18 protein-coding genes and 1 pseudogene are annotated in these 26,622 nt (G+C 56.0%); 7 read left to right on the forward strand and 12 right to left on the reverse strand.

Annotated features, from left to right (window positions below):
• Positions 1 to 109 precede the first annotated feature (109 nt).
• Positions 110 to 925 (reverse strand): DUF1206 domain-containing protein, encoded by an 816-nt coding sequence (locus H8B20_RS20375; protein WP_210624362.1) that lies wholly within the window; start codon positions 923 to 925, stop codon positions 110 to 112.
• A 225-nt stretch (positions 926 to 1,150) separates the two neighbouring features.
• Here H8B20_RS20375 and H8B20_RS20380 point away from each other — a divergent pair, with 225 nt between their 5' ends.
• The 3 genes from H8B20_RS20380 to H8B20_RS28150 all read left to right on the forward strand — a co-directional run bounded on the left by H8B20_RS20380 (position 1,151) and on the right by H8B20_RS28150 (position 5,720).
• Entirely contained in the window at positions 1,151 to 2,425 is a 1,275-nt protein-coding gene (locus H8B20_RS20380) for an NTP/NDP exchange transporter (protein WP_210624363.1), read from the forward strand.
• A gap of 164 nt (positions 2,426 to 2,589) precedes the next feature.
• Positions 2,590 to 4,716 (forward strand): TonB-dependent siderophore receptor, encoded by a 2,127-nt coding sequence (locus tag H8B20_RS20385; RefSeq protein WP_210624624.1) that lies wholly within the window; start codon positions 2,590 to 2,592, stop codon positions 4,714 to 4,716.
• Positions 4,717 to 4,925: 209 nt separating this feature from the next.
• A complete protein-coding gene (locus H8B20_RS28150) occupies positions 4,926 to 5,720 on the forward strand; it encodes a CPBP family intramembrane glutamic endopeptidase (RefSeq protein ID WP_210624364.1) in 795 nt (264 codons plus the stop codon).
• Between the two features lie 342 nt (positions 5,721 to 6,062).
• Here the strand turns inward: H8B20_RS28150 and H8B20_RS20395 are convergent.
• From H8B20_RS20395 to xylA, 7 genes and pseudogenes are all read right to left on the reverse strand, one after another.
• A pseudogene (locus H8B20_RS20395) lies at positions 6,063 to 6,347 on the reverse strand (hypothetical protein); the annotation flags it as partial.
• A 295-nt stretch (positions 6,348 to 6,642) separates the two neighbouring features.
• Positions 6,643 to 7,770: a pyridoxal-phosphate-dependent aminotransferase family protein gene (locus tag H8B20_RS20400; RefSeq protein ID WP_210624365.1), complete on the reverse strand. Its 1,128-nt coding sequence runs from the start codon at positions 7,768 to 7,770 to the stop codon at positions 6,643 to 6,645.
• A 90-nt stretch (positions 7,771 to 7,860) separates the two neighbouring features.
• Positions 7,861 to 9,159, reverse strand: a complete 1,299-nt coding sequence (locus H8B20_RS20405; RefSeq protein WP_210624366.1) for an MFS transporter — start codon at positions 9,157 to 9,159, stop codon at positions 7,861 to 7,863.
• A 376-nt stretch (positions 9,160 to 9,535) separates the two neighbouring features.
• Positions 9,536 to 10,672, reverse strand: coding sequence for a sugar ABC transporter permease (locus H8B20_RS20410; RefSeq protein ID WP_210624367.1), 1,137 nt, complete (start codon positions 10,670 to 10,672; stop codon positions 9,536 to 9,538).
• Entirely contained in the window at positions 10,673 to 12,229 is a 1,557-nt protein-coding gene (xylG, locus tag H8B20_RS20415) for a D-xylose ABC transporter ATP-binding protein (protein ID WP_210624368.1), read from the reverse strand.
• Between the two features lie 156 nt (positions 12,230 to 12,385).
• Positions 12,386 to 13,387 carry a D-xylose ABC transporter substrate-binding protein gene (gene xylF, locus H8B20_RS20420; protein ID WP_210624369.1) on the reverse strand — a complete coding sequence of 334 codons (1,002 nt, stop codon included), beginning with the start codon at positions 13,385 to 13,387 and terminating at the stop codon, positions 12,386 to 12,388.
• 148 nt (positions 13,388 to 13,535) lie between these two features.
• On the reverse strand, positions 13,536 to 14,852 hold the full coding sequence (xylA, locus tag H8B20_RS20425) for a xylose isomerase (RefSeq protein ID WP_210624370.1): 1,317 nt from the start codon (positions 14,850 to 14,852) through the stop codon (positions 13,536 to 13,538).
• A gap of 174 nt (positions 14,853 to 15,026) precedes the next feature.
• Here xylA and H8B20_RS20430 point away from each other — a divergent pair, with 174 nt between their 5' ends.
• The 3 genes from H8B20_RS20430 (at position 15,027) to H8B20_RS20440 (ending at position 18,412) form a co-directional block, all read left to right on the forward strand.
• A complete protein-coding gene (locus tag H8B20_RS20430; RefSeq protein WP_210624371.1) occupies positions 15,027 to 16,208 on the forward strand; it encodes a XylR family transcriptional regulator in 1,182 nt (393 codons plus the stop codon).
• A 58-nt stretch (positions 16,209 to 16,266) separates the two neighbouring features.
• Positions 16,267 to 16,899, forward strand: a complete 633-nt coding sequence (locus tag H8B20_RS20435) for a dTMP kinase (RefSeq protein WP_210624372.1) — start codon at positions 16,267 to 16,269, stop codon at positions 16,897 to 16,899.
• 226 nt (positions 16,900 to 17,125) lie between these two features.
• Entirely contained in the window at positions 17,126 to 18,412 is a 1,287-nt protein-coding gene (locus tag H8B20_RS20440) for a DUF2254 domain-containing protein (protein ID WP_210624625.1), read from the forward strand.
• 94 nt (positions 18,413 to 18,506) lie between these two features.
• On the opposite strand, the gene H8B20_RS20445 is transcribed toward H8B20_RS20440, so the two are convergent.
• Positions 18,507 to 19,961 (reverse strand): TrkH family potassium uptake protein, encoded by a 1,455-nt coding sequence (locus H8B20_RS20445; RefSeq protein ID WP_210624373.1) that lies wholly within the window; start codon positions 19,959 to 19,961, stop codon positions 18,507 to 18,509.
• 386 nt (positions 19,962 to 20,347) lie between these two features.
• On the opposite strand from H8B20_RS20445, the gene H8B20_RS20450 reads away from it, so the two are divergent.
• The gene (locus tag H8B20_RS20450) at positions 20,348 to 22,015 is read left to right on the forward strand and encodes a BCCT family transporter (protein ID WP_210624374.1); all 1,668 of its coding nucleotides are present in this window, start codon (positions 20,348 to 20,350) and stop codon (positions 22,013 to 22,015) included.
• Positions 22,016 to 22,127: 112 nt separating this feature from the next.
• On the opposite strand, the gene H8B20_RS20455 is transcribed toward H8B20_RS20450, so the two are convergent.
• From H8B20_RS20455 to nhaA, 3 genes are all read right to left on the reverse strand, one after another.
• Positions 22,128 to 22,847, reverse strand: a complete 720-nt coding sequence (locus tag H8B20_RS20455; RefSeq protein WP_210624375.1) for a 3'-5' exonuclease — start codon at positions 22,845 to 22,847, stop codon at positions 22,128 to 22,130.
• Entirely contained in the window at positions 22,844 to 24,724 is a 1,881-nt protein-coding gene (locus H8B20_RS20460) for a DUF294 nucleotidyltransferase-like domain-containing protein (protein WP_210624376.1), read from the reverse strand. Before H8B20_RS20460 ends, H8B20_RS20455 begins: the two co-directional genes overlap by 4 nt.
• A gap of 507 nt (positions 24,725 to 25,231) precedes the next feature.
• Complete coding sequence (gene nhaA / locus H8B20_RS20465) at positions 25,232 to 26,605, reverse strand: Na+/H+ antiporter NhaA (RefSeq protein WP_210624377.1); 1,374 nt, start codon at positions 26,603 to 26,605, stop codon at positions 25,232 to 25,234.
• Positions 26,606 to 26,622 lie beyond the last annotated feature (17 nt).

Below are 26,622 nucleotides of genomic sequence, written 5' to 3' on the forward strand. Positions count from 1 at the left end.
GCTGTTTTGCTGCGCTGTCCTATGGAACGCTTCGCCCTGAACGCTGATTGCGTTATGCGTACAAGGGCGCTCCCCTTACAACTTCCTGCGACCAGCATTCACTTTGCCGCTAGTGCTTCTCTACGCCCGGCACGTCCATGTTTATTTTGCGCCAGGCGCCTTCGGAGAAACTGTAAACCGAGAAGGCGATCAACCCCAACGCCATCACCATCAGAATCAACCCGCCAAAAGGCATACTTTGCAGAGCATCAAGGGCTTCCTTCATTCCCGGGGGATTCGTGGCTTTGTAAAGAGAGCCGCTGATCGCCATTAGCACTGCAATCTCGATAAACACCACGCCTCGTGCAATCAGTCCGAATCGCGACACCGGGCGGATATAGCGCATAACGTCTTCGTCAGCTTCAAAGTACTTCTCGAACGACGCTTTCCAGCCTTTGATGATGTGCGCAATGCCGACACCTAGCGGAACTAGCGCAACAAGGTAGATCAGCAGGTTCGAATGCTCGAACGACAAAAGATGCGCCAGCAAATCCTTCGTTTTGCCATCCCCGGCGTTACCCGAGCTTCCAGCACCACTGACGAGCAGGCCCAATGCAAAAACCGCCAACGCGCCATTGACCAGACCTCCCGCGAACAAACCTGCACGAATGACGAGCCCCTTGAATTCGGTACCGTGATGATCAACGTCGCGAATAGCTTGCAACACGCGCCACGCTGCGAAGGCGAGCAGACCTGCCACCACCAATCCAATCAAGACATACCCAAATGGCTGGCTCAGCAGTGCCTCGAGACTTTTATGACTGTCTTTTGGTTTCGTGGCGTCTTGAGCCGCCAGCAGCGCGAATATCCCAATGATCAGATACAGAACGCCGCGAGCGGCGTAACCGCAACGCGCGAGCAGAACAAGGGTGTGTTGGGCGAGCATTGAAATATTTCCGAGCAGAGAAGTTGTATACGAGCAGACCCGCCGCTGCAGCAGGGGTTCGATAAAGCACGTTGAAGGGTTGATTGGGGAAGCCTGACCGTGTTCTGTTAATGCTACTGCCGAAGTGTGCACATACTGCGTGTTGACTGAAGACCCTATGACTTGCTCGGAAGAGTATTCAATGTCTTTCGCTAGCCGTTTGTACATGATCAAAGGTCCCAAGCGATGATGCGGGCGATAAACCTCATGTGGGCAAGCGTCTTGCCTGGCGAAAGGGCCGCACTGTTGCTGGGTTTCGCCTTCCATTTCTGCGTTCTGGCGAGCTACTACCTCGTGCGCCCATTGCGAGATGCGCTGGGGCTGGAGGGTGGTGCAGACAAATTGCAGTGGCTGTTCACCGCGACTTTTTTGGTGATGCTGCTGATGGTTCCTCTGTTCGGTGCACTGGTATCGCGGCTGCCCGCCACGCGTTTTGTGCCGTTGATCTATCGCTTCATCGCCTTGTCGATGCTGGTGTTTGGCGTGTTGATTGCCAACAGGATTGCGCCGATCCAGGTGGGGCAGGTGTTTTTCGTCTGGATCAGCATCTACAACCTGTTCATCGTTTCGATTTTCTGGAGCGTACTGGTCGACCGGTTTTCCAGCGAACAGGGTTTGCGTCTGTTCGGCTTTATTGCGGCGGGAGGAACCCTGGGCACGTTCGTCGGCCCTCTGCTGGCAGCGACCATGGCAACCAAGCTTGGCCCGATAGCGTTGACCTTTGCCGCCGCTGTGCTGCTGGAATTGGCGGTGCGATGCTATCGGGGCCTGCTGTCCCGGACTGACACGCAGTCTGCCGGCCCGATAATGGCTGAACGAAAGATGGGCGGCAGCATGCTTGCGGGCATCACCCTGATCACACGTTCACCGTATCTGCTGGGGCTGGTGCTATTCATGCTGCTGCACACGACCGCCGCCACATTCCTGTATTTCGAGCAGGGTCGGATAGTCGCCGGCAGTTACTCGGACGTGGCCAGCAGGACGCAGTTTTTTGCTGTCGTCGATCTGATCGTGTCGGCGCTGACCCTGATCTTTCAACTATTGCTGACCGGGCCGTTGATCCGCCTCGTTGGCGTCGGCGGGGCGCTGGTTGCATTGCCCGTGGCCACCATTGTGGCTTTCACTGCCATGGCATTGGCTCCGGTGCCGGCCACGGTGGCTCTGGCGCAGGGTTTGCGTCGCGCTATCGAATTTGCCGTTGTGCGTCCGGCACGGGAAGTGCTCTGGACCGTGGTCAGCCGTGAGGAAAAATACAAAGCCAAAAATGTCATCGAGACCCTGGTTTATCGAGGCGGGGATGCCGCCAGTGGCTGGCTGTCTGTTGGGTTGACGGCGGTGGGCGCCGGGTTTGGATTGGTGGCCGTTTTTATTGTGCCCGTGGCAGGGCTGTGGAGCATCCTTTGCTTTTGGTTAGCCAAACGACAGCGGCAAAAGGCAACGCTGAACGCCTCGTCATTGTGAAGGAGTCGTTGCTCGATCATCTGGGGGAGGGTTCGTCGCAACCAAGTGGTATTGATAAATACAAATGCGAATACGTATCAAATGCTGGAAATGTCATATATTATTTCCCGCAAATTATTGGCGCGTATGCCGTCCCATTTGGCTATTTCCTCAAGGTTTCCTCGATGCGTCGTACTCTGCTTTCCATCTGTGTGCTTCAGGCGTTTTCCGCTTCTTCCTGGGCGGAGCAGGCGACATCCGATACAACCATTCTGGAGTTGGAGGCGACCGACATCGTCGGTACTGCGCAGTACGAAGCCGCCCAAGGGCCGGTGAAGGGCTACCGAGCAACGCGTTCTGCCAGCGCAACACGGACCGACACGGCGATTCACGAGACCCCGCAGTCAATGAGCGTGGTGACCAAAGACGCTGTCGAAGACATCGGCGCTACTCGGCTTCAGGACGCGCTTGATTACGCCGGCGGGGTAGGCCGGGCCAATAACTTCGGAGGCCAGGGACTGACTACTTTCACAGTGCGTGGATTTACCACGGGCGAGTTCTATCGCAACGGTTTCCCGATCAACCGTGGTTATCCGAACATGCCCGATGCGAACACCATCGAGCGTCTTGAAGTACTGCGAGGCCCCGCCACTACTCTCTATGGCCGAGGTGATCCAGGTGGCACGTTCAACGTGGTCTCCAAACAACCTCTGATGGAGCGCACCGTTACCCTGGGCAGCCAACTGGATGATCAGGGAATGAAGCGTGGCACGCTGGATGCTTCCGGCCCGATCGACGAAGAAGGCCGCCTGGCCTTTCGCTTGAATGTGGTGGGTGAGGGCGGTGATACCTTCCGCGATCATGTTGAAACCGAGCGCTATGGCGTGACGCCGGTTATTTCCTGGCAGGCCAGCGACGATACCAAGGTGATTTTCGAGGGTGATTTCATGCGCAATAATCACCCGCTGGATCGTGGCGTCACGCGTTATCCGAATCAGATCGGTACCGCGTCTCGCGATACCTTCTTTGGCGAAAAAGATGTCGGCAAATTGCACAACGACAACAACATGGCGCAGCTTCGTTTCGAACATCTACTGAGCGATAACTGGACATTGGGCGGTGGTTTCCAATGGCTCGATGGCACATTGCAGGGCAACGCCATTGAAGCGAATGGCGTCGCTGCCGACGGGCGCACGCTGGGGCGCAACTTCAACTATCGCAAACTGGAGTGGACGGACAAGGACACCCAACTGAACCTCACCGGACATTTTTCAACCGGGGACTTCGATCACACGCTGTTGACCGGAATCGAGTACGAGGATTACGACTACAAGTCCATCATCCAGCGTTCCAGTGGCGCGGTAGGTGCCTACCCGATTGATATCTTCAATCCGGTATATGGTCAGGCGCGTCCCGCCCTGACCCGTACGCCGACCCACGACAAGGAAAATCTCAAGACCTACGCCGCCTTCATCCAGGATCAAGTGGCATTGACCGAGCGCCTGAAAGTTCTGGCGGGTGCCCGTTTCGAACGTTTCGAGCATGACTATGAAACCTATGTACCAGGCGGAAAAAGCTGGGAGGCAAGCGACAATGCGGTGACTCCGCGTCTTGGCTTGCTTTATGACCTTACCGATACCGTCGCGGTGTATGCCAATACCGCACGCTCATTCAAACCCAATTCGGGAGCAAGTCGGCAGGGCGGCGGTTTTGAACCGGAAAAGGGTAAGTCTTATGAGATGGGGATCAAATGGGAGGCGCTGGATCGCCAGTTAAGCGTCGACGCAGCGATCTACCAGATTGAAAAACGAAACGTCCTCACCACCGATCCCGTGGACTCCACTTTCAGCGTGGCCGCTGGAGAGGTGCGCAGCCGTGGCTTTGATCTCAACGTGGCAGGCAACGTAACCCCGGAGTGGCGGGTGATTGGCGGTTATGCTTATGTGGACGCTGAAGTCACCAAGGACAATGTAATCCAGTCGGGCACACGACTGATGAACATTCCGAAGAACAGCTTCAGCCTGCTCAACGTTTATGAATTTCAGGATGGCAATCTGAAGGGATTGGGTTTGGGTATGGGCGGCAAGTACGTTGACGAACGTGCCGGTCAGACTGCTAATACGGCGTTTTCAATGGGCAGTTACACCGTTGTCGATTTGCTCAGCTTCTACAAGATCAACGACAAGGTCAGGCTTAACCTTGATGTGAAGAATGTCTTCGACCGCGACTATGAAGAAGGCGCCTTCGGCAATGTGTACGCGTACCCTGGTGAACCGCGAACCGTTCAAGTGGGTGTTTCTTACACCTTGTAGATGTTCCGGACGCACCGGCGACCTGACGCTAAGCAAATAGACACGCTCGCTCTGCTTTTCTGACAATTTCCCAACCAGCATCGGCAGATCGGGCTGGTTGTCTCTGTCAGCGGGGTGTCTTTGCTCGGCGCGCGAAAACGCCTTGCGACTCGGCCCAGCACTGCTACGGTGAATGGCAGTATGGAAGTTCCATCGCAGAGAGGTTCCCCGTGGATAACTGCAAGCAGGTCAGTGCCGACGAATCCGCGGCAGTTCAGCTTTTCCGTTGGCTGGAGTACCCCGACGACGACTTCCCGTACTACAACGGCAAGCCCGTGGGCCTTTCAGGCAAACAATGGCTGCTGTTAATGCTTGGGGTGGTGGCCGGGTTCCTGGTGCTAATAGCGCCGTTGCCATTGTTTGCGGGAAGCGTTGGGCAATTCATTCCCGCAATCCTGTTCTTCGCCATCCCGCTGGCGGTGCTGGCATGGATCACGCGGCAACATTGCTGGGCATTGTTCCGCAGGGTCACGATCCGCGACATCAAGTGGATGATACTGTTCGCGCTGCTCAACATCGTGGTCACCATGGTCATCGGCCTGGTGGTCATGAAGACCATAGGCATGCACTCGAACCCGGTTTTCGCCGGGCTGGCGACGCAAACATCCGTCGAGCACTTGCTCTTCTTTCTCAAGACGCTGCCGCAGCTATTGGGCGAGGAGGTGCTGACGATTTTGCCATTCCTCGCAATCATGACGTTCCTGTTTGCGCGGCTGCACTGGTCACGCAAGGGTGCGATCATCGGTGCTTGGCTCTTGTCGGCCCTGCTATTCGGCGCGGCGCACTTGCCGACCTATGATTGGAACATGGTGCAGGCTTTCGTTGTCATCGGCAGCGCGCGGCTGGTTCTGCTGCTGCCCTACATCATGACGAAAAACATCTGGGTCTCCACGGGCGCTCATATACTCAATGACTGGACGCTTTTCATTATCGCCCTGTTGGGTGCGTTACCCTCTGGGCATTAAGGCGTCGCTGAGTTGCGCGATCGGCAGGGCGAAGCCCTGTTGGGATGCCGATCGCGCAAGCAGAAGGCGCTTGGCTAGAACTCAGAGTTTGCCTTCAGATCCGGTATAACTTGCACCTTGGACTTTGCCACTGGCATCAGACAGGCACGACCAAGGAGCGTCCGCGTCAGGTACCTTGATCGTCACGCCAACTCCCGCTTCGGCGGTCATGACGTCGGTCACCGAAAGTTTGCTGACGGCCACACCGGTTTTCTTCGCCACCTCGGCCAGGCAGGCTTTCTCTGCCTTGCTGGTGGCAGATGTGCCACTGGCGCCACCGGCAGCACTCGCAGCGCCCGATGTCGCTGGCTTGCACACCCCATTGGCCCCGCCTTTACCGGTATAGGATACGTCCCATGACTCATCTGGATTGCGCGTGAGGGAAATCGTCACGCCAGAGCCTTTGGCTTCATAGGCGTTGTTATTGAATTTCTTCAGTTTGGCCTCCTTGCCATTGATGTACACCGGCCCGCCCTGATCCGCATGCACGGCGATATTGGTCGGGCAGTCGTAGTTGAGTAGCGGAATGTCAGCACTGGCCACGGTGGCAAACAGTAAAGTGGTGGCTCCCAGCAAAAACGTGTTCATATTCATGCGAAATTCTCCTTTTGTTTGAGAGTGGATGTACGTACTGCACGAGCATCATGGTCATACGACAGCACGCGCAGGGCCGAGGCCGGGCGAAACGACTTGTCGCCACCTCGACGAAAGTGCTCCGGCAGTATAGGTCTTAGTGGCCAGTTTGAACGGCCGAACGCCCTTGGTCGGATCTGATTGTCGGGTAGTCAGACAGTTGCTCTCATCCACCCGTTCATACGAGTTCCAGCACACGGTTCAAGCCTCTGCCAAGAGACTATTGGTCTTCACGCACACGGCCGGGTATCTAAATAACCTCATCCACTGCCTGCTCAAGCGTATTGATCGTACGCTCGATATTTTGCAGTTTCTCGAGGCCGAACAGCCCGATGCGGAAGGTCTGGAAGTCGGCCGGTTCGTCGCATTGCAACGGTACGCCGGCAGCGATCTGCAGACCATAATGGGCAAATTTCTTGCCGTTCTTGATGTCGGCATCATCGGTGTAGCTCACCACGACGCCAGGGGCCTGAAAGCCGGCAGCCGCCACGCTTTTGAAGCCTTTACCGGTCAACAGGGCCCGAACCCGATCACCCAGCGCCTGTTGCTCGTCGCGAACTTTGTCGAAACCGTAGGCTTGCGTCTCTTTCATCACGTCGTTGAACCGCACGAGGGCATCGCTGGGCATGGTCGCATGGTAGGCATGTCCGCCCTGTTCGTAGGCTTGCATGATCTGCAGCCACTTTTTCAGGTCGCAGGCAAAGCTGCTGCTTTGCGTCTGTTCGATGCGCTCGAGGGCCCTAGCGCTGAGCATTACCAGGGCGCAGCAAGGGGAGGCGCTCCAGCCTTTCTGCGGTGCGCTGATCAACAGGTCGACGGCGCATTTGTGCATATCCACCCAAATCGTGCCTGAAGCGATGCAGTCCAGCACGAACAGGCCGCCCACCGCATGCACGGCGTCGCCGACTGCCCGCAAGTACTCGTCGGGCAGGAGGATCCCGGATGAAGTTTCAACATGGGGCGCGAAGACTATTTGCGGCTTCTGCGCCGCAATGGCTGCCAGCACTTCGTCCAGAGGCGGCGGGGCATAGGCCGCTTGGTGACCGGTTTCGACTGGCCGGGCTTTGAGTACCGTGGTGGCGGCCGGAATGTTGCCCATCTCAAGGATCTGGCTCCAGCGATAGCTGAACCAGCCGTTGCGGATCACCAGGCACTGCTGGCCAGTGGCGAACTGCCGCGCCACCGCCTCCATGCCGAATGTGCCGCTGCCCGGAACCACCGCAACAGCCTCGGCGTTGTAGACCTGTTTAAGGGTTGCGGAAATGTTCTTCATCACCCCTTGAAAGGACTGCGACATGTGGTTTAGCGAGCGGTCGGTGTAGACCACTGAGTACTCGACCAGCCCCTCGGGATCGACACTGGGGTAGAGCTTGGACATAAGGTGACTCCTTGGGCACAGAGGTAAACATCAATGCCAAGGAGTGTAGGCAAAAGGCGCTAATGGGCTCATCGAATTACGCAAATGAGCTTAGCGTGCTTCACATTGCGGCGAAGGCTCGCCGCTCAGCGCGTCAACCATCGGCGGATGATCCTGCACCGCCTGACGCAGATCTTCGGTCACCCGCAACTCCGCACCTGTCGGCGAGAAGGTCGCCGCCGCCGCGAAAGGCGCGGGATTGGCCGGAACCGGGCGTTTGCCACGTCGCCACAGGAAGAAGGTGACCATGCACAGATTGACCAGCGCAAATACCCAGAACAGGCCATTGGCACCGAACGAATTCATCACCGGCGAGATCATCATCGGACTGATCGCCGAGCCCAGCGAGTTGATCAGCAGCAAGCCCTGAATCATCGGCACCAACGCTTCGGCAGGGGCGCGATCGGCGGCGTGGCTGACGGCAACCGGGTAAAGCGCGAACACACCGCCGCCGAGCAGAAACAACATCGCGGCGAGCAGGGTCGAGGACAACGGCAGTACGACGATCACCAGCGACAATGCGCTGCACGCCACGGTCAGAAGGGTCAGCACCTGCAAGCGGTCCTTGCGGTCGGACCAGCGTCCGACCGGGTATTGCAGGAGCATCGCCCCGAGGATGGTCCAGGCCATCATGCTACCGACTTCGCCGACATCCAGACCGCTGCGTTGCAGGTATAGCGGCAGCAAGGTGTAAATCGCCGCGATGGTGATACCCGAGCCGAAACAACCGACCAGCCCGGTCGGCGTCACGCCCAACAATTGCCGTGGCTTGAGTGGCTCCACTTGATCGAGCAGAGGCGAGACTCGCGGCAGGATCACGATCGGCAGCACCGACAACGAGGCGAGCATGCCAGCGACCATGAACGGTGCGCTGTCGCTCAAACCGGTAATTCTCCCCAGCGTTGCCTGGCCCAGCACGCCGGCGCCGTACAAGACGATCATGTACAACGCGAGCAAGCGCCCGCGAATCTTCGCGTCACCTGCCAGCAACAGCCAGCTTTCGATCACCAGAAATACACCGACCGTGGCCCAGCCATTGATCAGGCGCAGGGCAAACCAGCCCCACGTGTCATAGAACAACCCTTGCAGCAGGATGGTCACCGCGATCAGCGAGGCAAAGCTGCCGTAGGCGCGGATATGACCGATGCGCAAAATCAAACGGTCATTGAACACGGCGCCCAGGGTCAAACCAATGAAGTAGGCCGAAGAGACGAGACCGATCATCGTGGTCGACGCACCGGCAGCGTCCAGTCGAAGGGTGGTCAGGGATGACATGAAACCGTTGCCCAGCGCAACAATGAACAGCCCAAGCAAGGGCGCCAGCGCCATGGCCAGCAAACGCGCAGACATAAAAACCTCTAGAAAACGAACAGCAGAACGCGCGCCTCTGCGCATGCGATTGCCAAGCCGAAGTGTGTGGGGTGCAAGTGCTCGCAGAACGGGAGGGGCGATTGAGTCCGAGGTGGGGCCAGCCCGTCAGGTAAGCCTCGGGCGCCAAATCTGGCGGCTGCAAGAGCGCGCGGATTCTAAGGCTTGTGCAGAATTTTCCAATGGCTGTTTGCTGCGGCAGTTGGACGCAGGCCAATCAAGGCTCAGACATAACGACAGGTCATCGTTTTGCATTGCACAAATGTTCCAAAGCCTCACACCCGGCTTTGACCTCAGCCTTGACGACTGCCTTGCGATACGTCAGCAAAAAGATGCCCGTGGCCACAGTCATCGCACCTCAACGGCGTCCGGTGCGCGTACTCACATCCACCCACACGGCCAGCACCAGAATGCTGCCCTTGACGATCATCTGCCAATAGCTGTCGACGTCGAGCATGGACATGCCGTTGTCCAGGCTGGTGATGACCAGCGCGCCGAGGAGGGCGCCGTAGACTGTCCCCGAACCGCCGCGCATGGAGGTGCCGCCGATGAAGCAGGCGGCGATGGCGTCGAGTTCACCCATGCTGCCGGCCGAGGGTGAACCGGCGGCCAGGCGCGCGGTGTTGACCACGCCGGCGAGGGCGCACATCACGCCCATGATCCCGAAAATCCACAGTTTCACGGCCTGCACATTGATACCGGACAGGCGCGTCGCTTCCATATTGCTGCCGACGGCATAGACGCGCCGACCGAACACGGTCTGACTGGCGACATAGCTGAACACGCCCAGCAAAACAAGCAGCAACAAGACCGGCACGGGAATGCCGTCGTAACTGTTGAGCGTCTGGACGAAGCCGGCCAGCACGGCGCCAATCACCAACACGCGGATGACGTCACGCACCAGCGAACGCGCCGCCAGGCCGTGAAGGGCGCGATTGCGCCGTTGTTTCCAGGTCAAGAACACTGTCAGCGCAAACAGCAGAACGCCCAGGCCGGTGCCGATCGCGTGGGGCAAGTACCCCTGACCGATGTAGACGAGTTCCGGCGACACCGGCGCGATGGTCGTGCCGCCGGTAATCCCCAGCAAAATCCCGCGAAACGCCAGCATGCCCCCCAGTCCGACAATGAAGGACGGTATGCGCAAGTAAGCCGCCATGTAACCGTTGGCGAGACCGATCAAAAGTCCACAGAGGGCGACCAGGCTCAGATTCGCCAGCAGCGGGACGTCGTAGATCACATCGAGAATGGCTGCGAGGCCACCGAGCAGGCCCAGCAATGAGCCGACCGACAAATCGATCTCGCCGCTGATGATCACCAGCACCATGCCGCAGGCGAGAATTCCGGTAATGGACATTTGCCGCAGCAGATTGGAGAGGTTGCGCGGGGTGAGGAATCCGCCCTCGGTCTGCCAGCTGAAGAACAGCCAGATCAACACCACGGCAAACACCAGCGCGAGCATTTTGTAGCGGGTGAACAGTTGTTTGACCTGATTCATTTACGCGGATTTCCGATCATTATTGTTATGGCTGCCAGGCTGGCTGAGGGCGGCGGCGAGCACCTGCTCCTGGGTGAGTTCATGGTTGATGAAGTCGCCACGCAACTGACCTTCGCCGATCACCAGCACGCGATCGGAAACGCCGAGCACTTCGGCCAGCTCCGACGACACCATGATGATCGACACGCCTGCGGCCGCCAGCGCGCCCATCAACTTGTAGATTTCGTATTTGGCACCGACGTCCACGCCTCGGGTCGGCTCATCGAGAATCAGCACCCGGGGTTGGGTGAGTAGCATCTTCGCCAGAACGGCTTTTTGTTGATTGCCACCCGACAGGCTGGTGATTGGCAGATACGGGCTGGCGGTCTTGAGGTGCAGGCGGGCGATTTCATGATCGATGCTGCCCAGCTCGGCCTCGGCATCGATACGGGTGAGTTTCGAGTAGGTGTCCAGCACGGCGAGGGTGATGTTCTGGCCGACGCCCAGGTCCGGAATGATCCCCTGGCGCTTGCGGTCCTCCGGCACCAGGCAGAGGCCGGCACGAATCGATTTGAGCGGCGTGCGGGTGTCGATGGGCTGGCCGTCCAGCCAGACTTCGCCCTCATGGTGCCCCGGGTAAGCGCCGAACAATGCGGTCACCAGTTCGGTACGGCCGGCGCCGACCAGCCCGGCGATGCCGAGGATCTCGCCGCGTTTGAGGACGAACGAGATATCGTCGACCCGTTTGCGCTTGGGGTTGTCGACGTCGTAGCAGGTGATGTGACGGGCCTCGAAAATTACCTCGCCAATGTCGTGTGGCTCGGTGGGGTAAAGGTTGCTCATTTCCCGACCGACCATTTGGGTGATGATCTGTGGAATGTCCATGTCGGCCATGGCGGTGGTGGCGATATGTTTGCCGTCGCGGATCACTGAAATGGTGTCGCACACGGCAGCCACTTCATCGAGCTTGTGCGAGATATAGACGCAGGCAACCCCCTTGGCTTTGAGGTCGCGGATGATGTCCAGCAACACCTCGATTTCCGAGCGGCTCAAGGCTGATGAAGGTTCATCGAGGATCAGCAGGCGGGCCTTTTTGTTCAGGGCTTTGGCGATTTCCACCAGTTGCTGATAGCCACCGCCATACTGCGATACCGGCAGCGCTACGTTCATGTCGGGCACTTTCAGCTCGCGCATCAAAGCTTCGGCGCGGTGAATCATCGCCGGGTAATTCATCCGCCCGCCAGGCAGCGTCAGTTCATGGCCCATGAAAATATTTTCGGCCACCGACAGGTCAGGCACCAGCGTCAGTTCCTGGTGAATGATGACGATCCCGGCTGCTTCCGTCTCGCTGATCGATTGCGCCGTGAGCGGTTGCCCGTCCCAGAGGATTTCACCGTCCCAGGTGCCGTGGGGATAGACCGCCGAAAGGATCTTCATCAGTGTGGACTTGCCGGCGCCATTCTCGCCGCACAGGCCTACGCATTCCCCCGGTTTGACCTTGATGTCGATACCGTTGAGCGCCTTGACACCGCCGAAGGTTTTGACGATTCCGTTCATTTGCAGCAAATAGTCAGACATAACGAGGGCTCGTATTCCATAAGGCTCAGACACTTAACTCTGTGGGAGCGAGCCTGCTCGCGAAGACGCTTTTTCAGACAGAGCTTTATTGACTGACACTCCGCCTTCGCGATCAGGCTCGCTCCCACAAGGTTTAACCAGAGATTTGCGATCCGGTCACTTCCCGGCAATTTGCGCCTTGGTGTAGAAGCCGTCCTGTTCCAGCAAATCGATGTTGTCCTTGGTCAACGGTGTAGGCGTGAGCAGAATGGTGTCGACTTTTTTGCTGCCGTTGTCGTACTGCGAGCTGTAGGTGGGTTTCTCGTTGCGCGCCAGTTGTACCGAGAGCTTGGCCGCTTCGGTGGCGATGAGTTTCAGCGGCTTGTACACGGTCATGGTTTGGGTGCCGGCGATTACTCGCTTGACCGCTGCAAGGTCGGCGTCCTGCCCGGAAATCGGCACTTTGCCCGCCAGTTGCTGCGCGGCCAGGGCCTGGATGGCGCCGCCCGCCGTGGCGTCGTTGGAGGCGACGATGCCGTCGATTTTGTTGTCGTTGCGGGTCAGGGCGTTTTCAACAATGCTCAGCGCTTCGGTCGGGTTCCATTCCTTCACCCACTGTTGGCCGACAATCTTGATATCACCCTTGTCGATGGCCGGTTGCAGGACTTTCATCTGGCCTTCACGCAGGATTTTTGCGTTGTTGTCGGTGGGCGCACCACCGAGCAAAAAGTAATTGCCCTTGGGCGCCGCTTTCAGCACGCCGCTGGCCTGCATCTCGCCGACCTTTTCGTTATCGAAGGAAATGTAGGCGTCGACATCGGCATTAAGGATCAGACGATCATAGGACACGACTTTGATCCCGGCTTTCTTCGCTTCGGCCACCGCGTTGGTCAGCACCGTGGCGTTGAAGGGCACGATGACGATGACATCGACGCCGCGGGAAATGAGGTTTTCGATTTGCGAAATCTGCTTTTGCTCGTTGGCATCAGCCGACTGTACGAAGACCTTGGCATCCAGTTTTTCTGCCGCCGCGACGAAATAGTCACGGTCACGCGACCAGCGTTCCAATCGCAGGTCATCAATGGAGAAGCCGATTTTGGGGTGGGTAGCGTCAGCCATCACCGGCAGTGACAGCAGCGCCAGGGCGGTGGCCAACAGCGTGCGTTTTACGTTCTTCATGTGGGGCGTCCTTTTATTGTTGTTGGAAAGACACGGCCTGACGATGAGTTATCGGGCTGGTAAAACTGTAGAGAATCCGCAAGCGCCGCAGGCACAGATTTGTCGTTGAAATGTCACCGCGTGGCGCGCCCGCAGACTCTGTGGGTGATCAGCGATAGATAAACCGGTTGACGACGTTCTCGAGCATTTCCTGGCGACCGCTCACGGCTTGCGGGTTCAACTCGTTGGTGAAAGCGTGCTCGGCCAAGGACTCAAGATTGAAGTCACCCGCCATCAGCGCCTGCCCGAACGGCTGCTTCCAGCCGGCGTAGCGTTGATCCTTGAGCCGTTGTAGTTCGTCGTTCTGCACCATGGCCGCTGCGCGTTCCAGAGACAGGGCAAGCACATCCATGGCACCGACATGACCATGGAACAGATCGATCTGATCGAGGCTTTGCCGGCGAACCTTGGAGTCGAAGTTGAACCCGCCATTCGTGAACCCGCCGGCCTTGAGGATTTCGTAGGTGGCCAAGGTCATTTCTTCGACGCTGTTGGGGAATTGATCGGTGTCCCAGCCGTTTTGCGGATCACCCCGGTTGGCATCGATGCTGCCGAAAATCCCCAGCGAGACGGCCGTCGCAATCTCGTGATGAAAACTATGGCCGGCCAGGGTGGCGTGGTTGGCCTCGATGTTGACCTTGATTTCGTGCTCCAGCCCGAACTGCTGGAGGAAGCCGAACACGGTGGCGCTGTCGTAATCGTATTGGTGCTTGGTCGGTTCCTGCGGCTTGGGTTCGATCAGCAGGTCACCAGTGAAACCGATCTTGTGCTTGTGCTCGACCACCATGCGCATGAAGCGGCCCAGTTGTTCGCGTTCACGTTTCAGGTCAGTGTTGAGCAGGGTTTCGTAGCCTTCGCGACCGCCCCACAACACGTAGTTGGCACCTTTGAGGCGATGGGTCGCGTTCATGGCGCTGAACACCTGGGCAGCAGCGCAGGCGAACACTTCGGGGTCGGGGTTGCTTGCGGCACCCGCGGCAAAGCGTGGGTTGCTGAAGCAGTTGGCGGTGCCCCACAGCAGCTTGATCCCGCTTTCTTCCTGATGCCGCTCCAGGTGATCAATCATTTGCGCGAAGTGGTTGCGGTACTCCTTCAACGACTGACCTTCCGGGGCGACATCTGTGTCATGGAAGCAGTAATAGTCGATACCCAGTTTGGTGAAGAATTCGAAGGCGGCTGCCGCCTTGCCAATGGCCAGTTCCATCGGATCGCCGGCGTGTTGCCATGGGCGCTTGAACGTCCCCGCGCCGAACACATCGGAACCCGGCCAGACAAACGTGTGCCAGTAACAGGCGGCCATGCGCAGGTGTTCGCGCATGGGTTTGCCGAGGATGACTTTGTCGGCGTCGTAATGACGAAAGGATAGGGGAGACTCGCTGTCCGGACCTTCATAGCGAATCGGCTCGACATCGGGGAAATACTGCATTGACCTTGTCCTTGTTGTTCTTGGCGGTGTCTCGATACTAGCAACGGCCCGGTGCCCGCTGATTATGAAAAACACCAACACGGGGTGCGATTTTGCGTATTGAGGTTCGTCGCCCACGCGCCTAGTCTGTCTGCATCGCCTCCGAGCAAGGGGCTCAGAACAAGCATAAAAACAATGAAAACCGTACCGCCTGTTCACCGCATCGCCCTGTTGTTCAACGGCAGCAAGATCTACGACCGTGGCATCATCAGCGGCATCGGCAACTACCTGAGCAGCACCCGCGCTTCATGGGATCTTTTCCTGGAGGAGGATTTTCTCTGTCGCTTGAAAGGGATCGAGCGCTGGCAGGGTGACGGCATCATTGCCGACTTCGACGATCCGCTGATTGGCGAAGCGCTGGCCGACATCCAGTTGCCGGTGGTAGCGGTGGGGGGCTCGTATGAGGATAAGCGTGCCTATCCGAAAGCGATTCCGTATGTCGCCACCGATAACAACGCGTTGATGACGCTGGCCTACAACCATTTGATTGAGGCGGGACTGCAGCGTTTCGCCTGCTTCAGTCTGCCTGAAGCGCAGGCCAATCGTTGGGCTCAGGAGCGGGAAAAAGCCTTTCGCAGACTGATGCAGCGCGACGGCCTGCACGCCGAAATCTATCGCGGTATGGGTACGAGTGCGCCGCTCTGGGACAGCGCCGTCGAGCAGCTGATTGCCTGGCTGCAAGGCCTGCCCAAGCCCATCGGTATCATCGCCGTCAGTGACGCTCGTGCCCGCCAGTTGCTGCAGGCCTGCCTGACCGCCGGCATCGCCGTGCCAGAGCAGGTGGCTTTGATCGGCATCGACAACGACCCGCTCACCCGCAGCCTGACTCGAGTGCCGTTGAGTTCGGTCATCCAGGGCACCGAAACCATGGGCCGCACCGCCGCGCAATTACTCCACCAGATGCTGCACGGCCTGCCGTCCACCGGCACGCAGATTCTGATTCCTCCCGATGCGGTCAATGTGCAAGTGTCGAGTTTGCACCAACCCTTGGGCAATCCGCACGTCATGCAAGCGCTGCTGTTCATCCGCCAATACGCCTGCCAGGGCATCAAAACGGCGCAGGTAGCGGCTTATGTCGGCGTATCGCGTTCGTCACTCGAAGCGCATTTTCGCGCTGAGCGAGGCTGCAGCGTGCATGACGAGATCCTGCGTTTCAAACTGGCGGCGGCCACCAGCGGGCTAAGAAATACCGACTCGGTGATTGCCGACGTCGCACGCAGTTGTGGCTTCAAGTCGGCGCAGTATCTGCATACGGTGTTCCGACGGGAGTTTGGCTGTACGCCTCGTGAGTATCAGCAAGGGGCAGGGGTGAGCTGATGGAATACCCGGAAATGAGGTTACAGTGCTCATCAATGTCTCAGTTGTTGTGTGAACAATGAATCGTCCGCTGTTCGTTTCTCTGGATGGGCCCAAGGGCACCGGCAAAACCACACTGTTGGAAGCCATTACGCAGGTACTGCGCGCGGGCAACCAGAAAGTCATCCGGCTTTGCGAGAGAAAAAGCGATCCTTTCAGGGGTGAAACCATGGCCCTGGTTAACAATCTCGCCCGAAATCCCTCCACGGATCTGGAGTGGGCTGTATGCCAGGGTTTTGCTGAAAGTCGTAGCTGGATTTCCCGTCACGTACTGACGAAACAGCCGCCAGACAGCATCATCTTGATTGATCGCTGGTATCCATCTGACGCCGCGTTTCGGCAAACAGTCCCGTTTTCCGACATTCTCCAGTTGAACATGGATCGAGACGTACAAGTGCCAGACCTGCATGTCGGCGTCGTTACCGAACCGGAAATTTCATGGGAAAGGGCCGCGACACGTTCGCGAGGACTGGGCGGCACTGTGATTCAGAAATATGCCGCGCACGTTGCGTGTACCGAGTCGTTCGAAAAAGCGGTAGCCGATCACGGTTGGGTTCTCTGTCGTAATGAAGGAACAATCGAAGAGGCGGCGACGCAGGTGGTAACTCAGATCTATCAGGTGATGTTGGCACGGAACCGGGGGGCGCTATAAGCGCGGGAAGCGCAATCGGCCAGCCTTCCATCTTTAGCTGAGGTCCGCACCCGTTGCAGACCGCTGCTACACGCCAGGTAAGCTGACATTTCGAACGGGGATGTTCTCGAGACGGGTCACGAGCCGTAATGTTTTTCTAGCCGGGATGAAAATCCGTTTCAAATTGCCGGAGAAAACTTATGCGCTGCTCCCGACGTTAACTGACGTAGTCATTGAAGGATTGCACATGATCGCTCGCTGGCGCTGGGTAATAAGCCAACTGACAAAGAGGTTGTGGTTCAGAGCTTCCTTGTTTTCAGTTCTCGGAGTAGCGACCGCACTGCTCGCTGTGGTGGTCAAAGACTTCATCCCTGAATCATTGTCGGCGCGCATCGGCGCGGATGCCGTGGACAATATTCTGGGGATCATTGCCTCTAGCATGCTGGCCGTCACAACCTTCTCGTTAAGCACGATGGTCACCGCTTACGGGGCCGCGAGCAGCGGAGTGACACCGCGCGCTACCACCTTGGTGATGGAGGACACCACGACCCAAAATGCACTTGCCACATTCATAGGCTCATTCCTTTTTAGCCTGGTGGGGATCATCGCGTTGAGCACGGGCGCCTATGGCACGCAAGGTCGAGTATTGCTGTTCGCAGTGACGATAATTGTGGTCATCTTGATTGTTTACACCCTCCTGCGCTGGATTGATCACCTGTCAAAACTCGGAAGGGTGGGAGAAACCATCGACCGCGTCGAAAAGGCTGCAATAAAGGCAATCACTCAACGTGTTCAGTGGCCCTACTTAGGCGGCTCAGCTTACCCAGCCGATCTGTCGCTACCTCCAAGCTCAATCACAGTTAAAAGTGAGCTAACAGGCTATGTGCAACATATCGATGTGAGTGCACTTGGAGCTATTGCTCAGCATGATGAAATACAGATTTATCTGGATGTGCTCCCGGGGACATTTGTATACGAGGGAATGCCACTCCTACACATCGTGAGCTTGGGGAAGACGAGGGCCGGGGATACCGATACTGCAAGAGAGAAGGTTCTAGCGACGCTGACCATAGGCGTGCGGCGAACCTTTGAAAATGATCCCCGCTTCGGACTCTGCGTTCTTTCGGAAATCGCTTCTCGCGCCTTGTCGCCTGCGGTGAACGACCCAGGAACAGCCATCGATGTCATTGGCAGGGGAGTGAGGACTTTGACTTGCTGGAGCAAGCCTCACGTCTCTGGCTCGCAAACAGACCAGGGCTGTAAACAGGTCTTTCTCCGAGGATTGACGGTTGATGATCTGTTCGATGACTTTTTTGCCCCGATCAGCAGAGACGGTGCAGCTTTGCTAGAAGTAAACCTACGACTGTTAAAAGCCCTCATCAGCCTCGCTGAAATAAACCCAGCGATCTTTAAAGATGCATGCAACAGGCACGTGGATCTTCTCATCACTCGCGCAGAGATCACGCTTACGCTTCAGCACGAGAAGGATCAACTGACCTCACTAGCTGGAAGAATCACACGGCAGGCCTATTGAGCTGGACTCTTTGGCTTAGTGGCAGCTTCCGCGTTTTCAAGAAAGCCTCGGGCCAATTGTTGCAGGACCCATTCTTGAACTGACCGTGAGAGTACTAATACCTCCAAAAAACCGGTGTGAAGAGTACCAGCACGGTGAGTATCTCCAGCCGTCCAAGCAGCATGCCAATGGTAAGCAACCATTTTGCTGCGTCAGGTAGTGTTGAGAAGTTGCCAGCAGGCCCGATGATTGTGCCTAAACCTGGCCCCACGTTGCACACTGCAGTGGCAGCTCCGCTCAATGCTGTCGTCCAATCTAGTCCGATCAGGGCGAGTCCTAAGGCGATCACTGCAATAGTGATGGTGAAGAAGAATGAGAAGGTCAACAGCGAACGCAAGATCTCTTCATCAATCGGATGACCGTTGTACTTCTTCTGAATCACTGCACGAGGATGGATCAACTGCTTCAGGCTACTCACTAATAGAGCTCCAGCAACCTGGAAGCGGAAGATTTTGAGGCCTCCTGCTGTTGAACCCGAACAGCCACCAACAAAGGTCAGATAGAAGAACAACAGAACGGCAAAACTACCCCACAAGGTGTAATCGCCTAAAGCGACTCCGGTGGTCGTGACGACCGAGGTCACATTGACCGCCACGATACGAAACGCATCCCACCATCCGTAGTCGCTGTGTAAACACAGCCACGTACCCACCGCAAGCCAGGTCACGACCAAAAAACCTACGAATCCGCGCACCTGATGGTCCTTGAACAGCGCACGACGATTACCGCGCAGCGTCGCGACGTACAAGGTAAAGGGCAGGCTTCCCATAATCATGATGACGACCGCTATCCAGTGAATCGCGGGCTGTGTCCAGTGGCCAAGTGATGCATCTGAGGTTGAGAAACCGCCAGTAGAGATCAAGGACATCGCGTGGTTGACCGCCTCAAAGGGTGTCATCCCCGCGATCCATAGTGCGAGAGTTCCGGCGCCCGTTAGCCCCAGATAGAGAAAGAGGATGTACTTAGCGGCCACATGGGAGCGGGGCGTTACTTTCTCCGACCAATCTGAGGACTCTGTCTGAAAAAGACGCATGCCACCCACCCGCAGCAGTGGAAGGATCGCTACAGCCATGCCGATGAAGCCGATACCACCCAGCCAGTGCAGCATCGAGCGCCAGATCAACAAACCGGGTGAGGCGGTATCCAAACCACTTAGAACGGTTGAGCCAGTTGTAGTGATGCCGGACATCGTCTCAAAGAACGCATCGGTGTAACTGATGTGACTGATGAACACCATAGGCAACGCTGCGAAGGTACACACCACCACCCAACTGCAAGTTGTCAATAGATACATATCCCTCGGACGAAGCTGAACATTGTCCGGGCGCCCTCGCACGATCAACAGAAGTCCACAGATGAACGTGATCAAGCTTGACCAGAGAAAGGCGGAGAGGTCGTCGTTGCGCTCAAAAGTCACCAGCGTGATCATGGGTATAGCCATGCTCACACCCAACGTGATTAGAAAGATGCCTAAGATGAAACCGACAAGCCTGAGTGCAGCGGAGGACATGAAGTTAGCCTGCCAAAATTAACGCCGCGAAGTATCCGATAGCTAACATTCAATACGTGTAATTTTTGCGTAAAAAAATCGCGATCTCCGTGCAAATGGGACGGCAGCGTGCGACCGGAATCAAAGGAATATAGCGGCTTTTAGCTTCGTTAGAGGCTGATGATTAATCATGGATTGGCTTAAGTCCCCCACCGCATATCCGTGTCCGCGTTCTTTAATTTCAGAGGGGAACGGTGCCGTGCTTTCCTGGGGCTGATCCAGGCAGCGTTCGCCTCATGATTAGAAAGCTTGTTAGTATAGGACCCTACACATCTCGTTTATACCATAGGAACAGCGGGGCTAACGGCCATTGCACGTTACAGCGTGCCACAATCAAGGAGGCTCTTATGGGCCGATCACCTAGCGATGATCTACCGGAAAAACCTCATCAAAACGGTGAGGATGGCATTCCTGCTCCTAGCGGAGCTGCCAATCTGATCGACACCGACTATGTCATCGGGCAAGACAATATCAAGGGTGAGTTTTCGTTCTCCCTCGATATTCACGGCAAAGTGTTCATCATTTCAGCCGCAACAATCCTGTTATTCGTGATTATGACGCTCGCACTTCAAAATGAGGTTGAGCCGCTGTTTAGTTCTATCCGAAATTGGTTAACTGGCAATCTCGCCTGGCTGTTCATGAGCATCGCAAACATATTTGTGGTGCTCTGCATCGTGCTGATTTTTTCCCCGCTGGGAAAGGTTCGTTTGGGCGGTAGAGACGCTAAACCAGACCATAGCTATGTGGGCTGGTTCTCGATGCTCTTCGCCGCGGGAATGGGCATCGGCTTGATGTTCTACGGCGTGGCCGAACCTATGTCGCATTATCAGGCATCCATGGGCGGTGTGACCGTCGATGCAAGTGGTGTGCGCACCGACTGGGCACCGTTAGGGGGAGCAGCGGGTGATGCAAAGGCCTCCGCCGACTTGGCAATGGCTGCCACTATCTTCCACTGGGGACTCCATCCCTGGGCGATATACGCAATCGTTGCTTTATCCTTGGCGCTGTTCTCTTACAACAAAGGCTTACCGCTCTCCATAAGGTCGATTTTCTATCCATTGCTAGGCGAGCGCGTCTGGGGATGGCCGGGGCACATGATCGATATCCTGGCGGTATTTGCCACCTTGTTTGGACTGGCGACCTCCTTGGGGATAGGAGCAGAGCAGGCAGCAGCAGGGATTGAATATCTCTTTGGTATTGAGTCGACGAATCTAAGCAAGGTAGTGCTGATCGTTGGTATCACCTTAATTGCGCTCTGGTCGGTACTTGCTGGCTTGGACAAGGGCGTCAAGATGCTGTCTCAAATCAATATGGGCCTCGCATTGCTGTTGCTAGTGTTCATCATTGTTGTTGGGCCCACCTTGGCGATCTTCACTGGATTCTTTAAAAATCTGGTGACGTATGCTGAGTACCTTCCGGCACTTTCCAACCCTTTCGGACGCACTGACACTGAATTCACTCAAGGCTGGACTGCATTTTATTGGGCATGGTGGATTAGCTGGTCTCCCTTTGTGGGGATGTTTATTGCCCGCGTCAGCCGTGGCCGAACAGTCAGAGAGTTCCTGATCTCGGTCTTGCTGGTTCCAACCGTGGTGTCGGTATTGTGGATGACGACTTTTGGCGGGACTGCCATTGACCAGGCTACCGTACAAAACCTGGTTGGCGTCAAGGATGCTGTGTTGGAGCTGAAGCTATTCGCGATGCTGGGAGAACTACCCCTCAAGGAAATTACTTCGTTCCTGGGCATTGTTCTCGTCATTGTGTTTTTTATCACCTCCTCGGACTCTGGTTCCCTGGTCATTGATACGATCACAGCAGGGGGCAAGGTCGATGCGCCTGTTCCGCAGCGTGTATTTTGGGCTGTCATCGAGGGAGTGATTGCCATTGCGCTACTGTTGGGCGGCGGTCTTGTGGCGCTGCAGGCTATGGCTGTATCGACGGGCCTGCCTTTCGCACTTGTTCTGGCGCTGGGTTGCGTATCCCTTGTCAAGGGACTGATGTCCGAGCCCCGCTAGCGGTTGTGCGGAAAGCGACCGCTGGAACCATTGAGATCTTCTGACAAATTGTCGAGGCTCCTGAGGAGCCTCCTATCCGAGGCATGTCGAGCGCGCGCAGAGCGCAGAGCATTCAGTCCCATAGCGCACCAATAGGTGTCGCAGGTGAATAATGGGTAGCTATCTGCGCTTGTAGCAGCTCAGCGGTAGCGAGGGCATCGGTTAACGCATGATGCCCTTGATAGGCTGGAAGGTTATAGCGCGTGCGGCTGTCGGCCAATCGTATGGATGTCTGCGGGCGGCGCAAGAGCCTGGCAATCCAGCCTTGCTTTTGCCGATGCATCCTGGCTTCCAATTGCATCGTGTCTACGACCGGAAACATCAGGCCTTCTCCGAGGTGCCTACGCAGTGCTGCATCAAGAAACTCACGCTCGATATTGCGGTAATGGACGACAATCACTTTGCCAGCCATGGCCTGCAGAAGCGGCTCCAGCACTTCTGGGAGCGAGGGAGCATTCAAAATCTCAGCGTGGGTAATATGGTGGAAAGTGACTGACTTTTCATTCAGTTCTGATGATGGATTTAGCACCCAATACGCCGCCTTACTGCAATAGATGCGCTTCAAGGTGAACGGCACCAAACCGATGCTGACAATACTGTGAGCCTGGGCATTGAGCCCGGTTGTCTCCACGTCCATTGCAAGAAATTCCACGCTTTCAATCAGGGTTTGTGGTGAGACAACGCCCGTCTGATAAAACGCTCTCAAGCAGGAATTAGCCGACTTCTGCGCCAATTCCCGGAACTCGTCTGGCCAGTCCGCCGGGTAATCCGATTGCACCTTGGCCTCATTCATTTTGAGGTGCGGCCCTTTGCCGGGTAGCGAAAGCGCAAAAAGTTCTGGCCGTTACTCAAGACTTGGAAGGCCTCTTTGAGATTGTGTCGCTCGCTATTAGAGAAGCGTTCAGGCTCGATATAGTTATTGGGCGTTTCTCCCTGCTCCAGGGCCTCTACCTGATGCCGGATCCGCACCATGGAGAGGAATTCCAGCGCATAGCGCAGGTGTTTAAGTGCTTCGGGCGGCATGATATTAGCGCTAGTGATTGCATCGATACGATCAAACGAGTTCTGCGCGGTACTGCCGCAAGCGAGGGAATGGATGCGAATGAGGTCGGTGAGCGGGGCGGTACCGCGACCTTTGAGATTGATGATTCTCTTCTGTTGCCCATCTGTCTCGACGACAAAGGTACGAAAGAATCCCAGTGGGGGTGTCCGGTTGAGCGCAATCCTTGCCATAGCGTTGAGAAATCCGGGATGTAGACTGGATTTTTGAGCACACAGGACTTTGAGTTCTTGCACCAGCGAGAGCTGGCCAAATACGCCATCCAGATCGAAAAAGATGCAGCTATTGAGTAAGGTTGTCGGGTTTGGTTTTTCGATCCACTGATCAAAATAGCTGCGCCAAACTTTCAAAGGCTGGCGCCATTGATCGTTGGTCGCCATGATCCCGCCCTTACAGTAGCTGTACCCACACGCGGCGAGGCCATCGCACACAAACGATGCAAGGCTACGGAAATATGCATCATGCGAGGAGGGGTCGAATCGATCGTCCAGCACCAAAGCGTTATCTTGATCGCTTATCAGCAGTTGCTCATCGCGCGCCATCGAGCCGAGTACCATGAAGCAATAAGGTACTGGTGGAGGGCCCAGCTTTTTTTCCGCAAGTTCCAGCAGGCGTTGCGTGAAAGCTCTGCCGATTCCAGAGATAGCGCTGCCGATCATGTGCGCGGTCGCACCATCTCGCACCATGCGGATGTACGTTCCTCGTAGGTCTCGTAAGAGCGACTTTAGACCGTCGACGGAAGTCTGGTTAGATATTCTGTTGACCAGGTACAAGCTACTGTGGGACTCGTACCGAATAATATCTGACAGGTTAATTACGCCAATCGGGCGGCCCTGGTTGAGAACCGGCAGGTGATGGATATTGCGGCGTAGCATCACAAGCATGGCTTCAAACCCTGAATCATCAGCATTTATGGCCACTGGATCTGTAGTCATAATGTCGCTGATGAGTGTTTCACCGGCATTCTTTCCGGCAGCGACGACCCGCGTGCGAAGATCCCTGTCGGTCACAATGCCTTGGGTGTCTCCTGCCTGCAGTCCCGCTGGCGACATGACCACGACGCAAGCAACACGTTGTTCGGTCATTAGCCTTGCAGCCTCGCGAACGGTGGTATCCGATGTAACCCACACTAGCGAGCGTGACAGCAAGGCTCGGCATTTGAGCTGGATCAGTTCGCTCGACCGCCCTTGCGCCTCGACAGCAGACTTGAGCCTGGAGTGCCCTTCAGCTTCAACGAAATCCGCAAAGGCGTCATGCTGTGCGCATAGATCGGCAAAGACGTCTGCGGGGATATAGTAAATCAGACTGTCTTCAAGTGCTCTCGCAGGAAAACGTACTTTGTTGCTGCGTAAAAGCCCTGCCTGGCCAAAGATATCGCCTTCGACAAGCCGGTTGTAGAGTTCACCGTTGCGTCGATAAATCTCTACGGCTCCGCTGCGAACATAGTGCAAATCCTGGATAACTTCGCCAGCTTCCAGGATGTCGCTGCCGGCTTTGAAATAGCGCACATCCACTCGCCGTGCCGTAGCGTCTACTGACTCTCTAGGCAGCTTGTCAAATGGAGCAAAACGGTAGAGATGGTCGCTAATCTCCTGCATCTCGGCTTGCATGGAACCTCGGTATGTTAGGCGAAGGTAAGATCGCCAGTAGGTGTATGTCGAAAGTTTATGATGGCCGAAAGGGTATCAGATAGGTCCTTAAGGATCATAAGATTAAGGCAGTCGTGCCCATGGATATGGCAGCTGATATTAGGCTTTCATGCCTTGCACACGCCGGAGCAATCGCTGGTGGAGTCCACTCTAGAACACATATTGAGCTGAAAGGTCTATATGGCCAGATGGTGGGCGAAGCCGCGAAGGTAAGAATGCTGGCGCTAGACCAGCCACCCTTGCGGGTGCCCGACGCGACCCCCGCCCATAACACTTGAACCGAGGAGGGTATTCTCGTAGAAGCCAATATGAATGACTTGTGGACTGCTTAACAACAGCCTGAGATTAGCCCTGATTTTCGGACTGTCGACAAGGAATTTGATACAAAAATTATCATGACCTATTGGCTAATCACGTTTCTCAGTAACCAGTTTTTGGATAAAAAACGCGGTGCACGCTAACCAGGGATCATCCGCTGTTTACCTTGGGTTTTTTGCCCTTGATTAATCGCCGCATCCAAATCCAGCTCAGGCCTAATACTGCGGCGGCACCGGAAGCGCACAAGACGCTCAACTTTGATGCGGCTAGCAGGGCCGGATCGTCAAATGCCAGAGATGCGATGAAAATCGACATGGTGAAGCCAATCCCCGCAAGCAGGCCTACCAAAACGATTCCAGCCCAGCCTACGTCAGAAGGAAGCTCACACCACTTCAGTTTCAAAAGAACGTAGGACGAGAGAATAACGCCTAATGGTTTTCCGACAACCAATGCCAGTATCACCGCTATAAATACATTTTGTGATAGCGAGCTTTCAAGGTCGGCTCCTGCGAAACTAACGCCGGCATTTGCTAATGCGAAAAGCGGCATGATACCGAAGGCGACCCATGGATGGAGTGTTGCTTGAATACGCTGCACAGGCGAAAGGATCTCCCTTTGGGCCTGCTGTATTTCTTTCAGAGGCTTAGTGACCGAGTGATCTGACGTATCATTTGAAGAGAATCGGTCTAACAATTCGTGAAAGTTTCGCTGAATAATATCTAGCGGTCGTTCTGTCATTGGCATGGAGCGCACCGGACTCAAGAGCCCAAGAATCACGCCCGCCAGTGTTGGATGAACGCCTGTTTTCAGCAAGCCGTACCAAATGATGGCGCCCGGCAATACATAGGGGATCATCATGCCAACGCCCATCCGCTGGAACATGAAAATCATCAACAATCCGCCCGCAGCAATTGCCACTCCATCAAGATTCAAATTAGAAGTATAAAATACTGCGATGATAAGAATGGCGACAATGTCATCAATGATTGCTAACGCTAAGAGCAATACCCTTACACCTCCGGGTATGGACTTCCCCAGTAAGGCAAGTACACCTACAGCGAAAGCGATATCTGTTGCAGTTGGCACAGCCCAGCCATCACTGGCTTCTGTGCCATGATTGATGGCAATGTAGATCAACGCTGGAACCAGTACGCCGCCTAATGCCGCACCCAGTGGAAGCAAAGCCATTCTAATATTCGCTAAGGCTCCATCATGGATTTCATGACGTATCTCAGCACCGACGACTAGAAAAAAAATTGTCATCAACCCATCATTCACGAGGAAATGAAGTGATTGGGATAAGCTGATGTCACCAAAACTAATAGTGAGCCTGGTATGCCAAAAGTGTTCGTAGCTCGCAGAGAAAGAACTGTTTGCCCAAGCTAAAGCCGCTATAGCTGCAATTAAGAGAGCAATCCCGCTGACCGCTTCAATGTGCGAAAAACGCTGAAGAGCAGCAAGTGCTTTTTCTGTGAGTACTTGAGGGCGGGGGATAGACGGAGAAGGGGAGTTATTTTCGGGCACTGAAATTCTCCGATGGC

This window comes from Pseudomonas sp. P42 (genome assembly GCF_017973755.1).
Lineage (GTDB): Bacteria > Pseudomonadota > Gammaproteobacteria > Pseudomonadales > Pseudomonadaceae > Aquipseudomonas > Aquipseudomonas iridis.

What these genes read in the sequence shown, in the direction of transcription:
- H8B20_RS20380 (WP_210624363.1), top strand. Translation starts at nt 1,151, where the DNA reads ATGATGCGGGCGATAAACCTCATGTGGGCAAGCGTCTTGCCTGGCGAA.
- H8B20_RS20385 (WP_210624624.1), top strand. Translation starts at nt 2,590, where the DNA reads ATGCGTCGTACTCTGCTTTCCATCTGTGTGCTTCAGGCGTTTTCCGCT.
- H8B20_RS20400 (WP_210624365.1), bottom strand. Translation starts at nt 7,770, where the DNA reads ATGTCCAAGCTCTACCCCAGTGTCGATCCCGAGGGGCTGGTCGAGTAC.
- H8B20_RS20405 (WP_210624366.1), bottom strand. Translation starts at nt 9,159, where the DNA reads ATGTCTGCGCGTTTGCTGGCCATGGCGCTGGCGCCCTTGCTTGGGCTG.
- xylF (WP_210624369.1), bottom strand. Translation starts at nt 13,387, where the DNA reads ATGAAGAACGTAAAACGCACGCTGTTGGCCACCGCCCTGGCGCTGCTG.
- H8B20_RS20375 (WP_210624362.1), bottom strand. Translation starts at nt 925, where the DNA reads ATGCTCGCCCAACACACCCTTGTTCTGCTCGCGCGTTGCGGTTACGCC.
- H8B20_RS20440 (WP_210624625.1), top strand. Translation starts at nt 17,126, where the DNA reads ATGATCGCTCGCTGGCGCTGGGTAATAAGCCAACTGACAAAGAGGTTG.
- H8B20_RS20445 (WP_210624373.1), bottom strand. Translation starts at nt 19,961, where the DNA reads ATGTCCTCCGCTGCACTCAGGCTTGTCGGTTTCATCTTAGGCATCTTT.
- H8B20_RS20455 (WP_210624375.1), bottom strand. Translation starts at nt 22,847, where the DNA reads ATGAATGAGGCCAAGGTGCAATCGGATTACCCGGCGGACTGGCCAGAC.
- H8B20_RS20430 (WP_210624371.1), top strand. Translation starts at nt 15,027, where the DNA reads ATGAAAACCGTACCGCCTGTTCACCGCATCGCCCTGTTGTTCAACGGC.
- H8B20_RS20410 (WP_210624367.1), bottom strand. Translation starts at nt 10,672, where the DNA reads ATGAATCAGGTCAAACAACTGTTCACCCGCTACAAAATGCTCGCGCTG.
- H8B20_RS20460 (WP_210624376.1), bottom strand. Translation starts at nt 24,724, where the DNA reads ATGCAAGCCGAGATGCAGGAGATTAGCGACCATCTCTACCGTTTTGCT.
- H8B20_RS20435 (WP_210624372.1), top strand. Translation starts at nt 16,267, where the DNA reads ATGAATCGTCCGCTGTTCGTTTCTCTGGATGGGCCCAAGGGCACCGGC.
- xylA (WP_210624370.1), bottom strand. Translation starts at nt 14,852, where the DNA reads ATGCAGTATTTCCCCGATGTCGAGCCGATTCGCTATGAAGGTCCGGAC.
- xylG (WP_210624368.1), bottom strand. Translation starts at nt 12,229, where the DNA reads ATGTCTGACTATTTGCTGCAAATGAACGGAATCGTCAAAACCTTCGGC.
- H8B20_RS20450 (WP_210624374.1), top strand. Translation starts at nt 20,348, where the DNA reads ATGGGCCGATCACCTAGCGATGATCTACCGGAAAAACCTCATCAAAAC.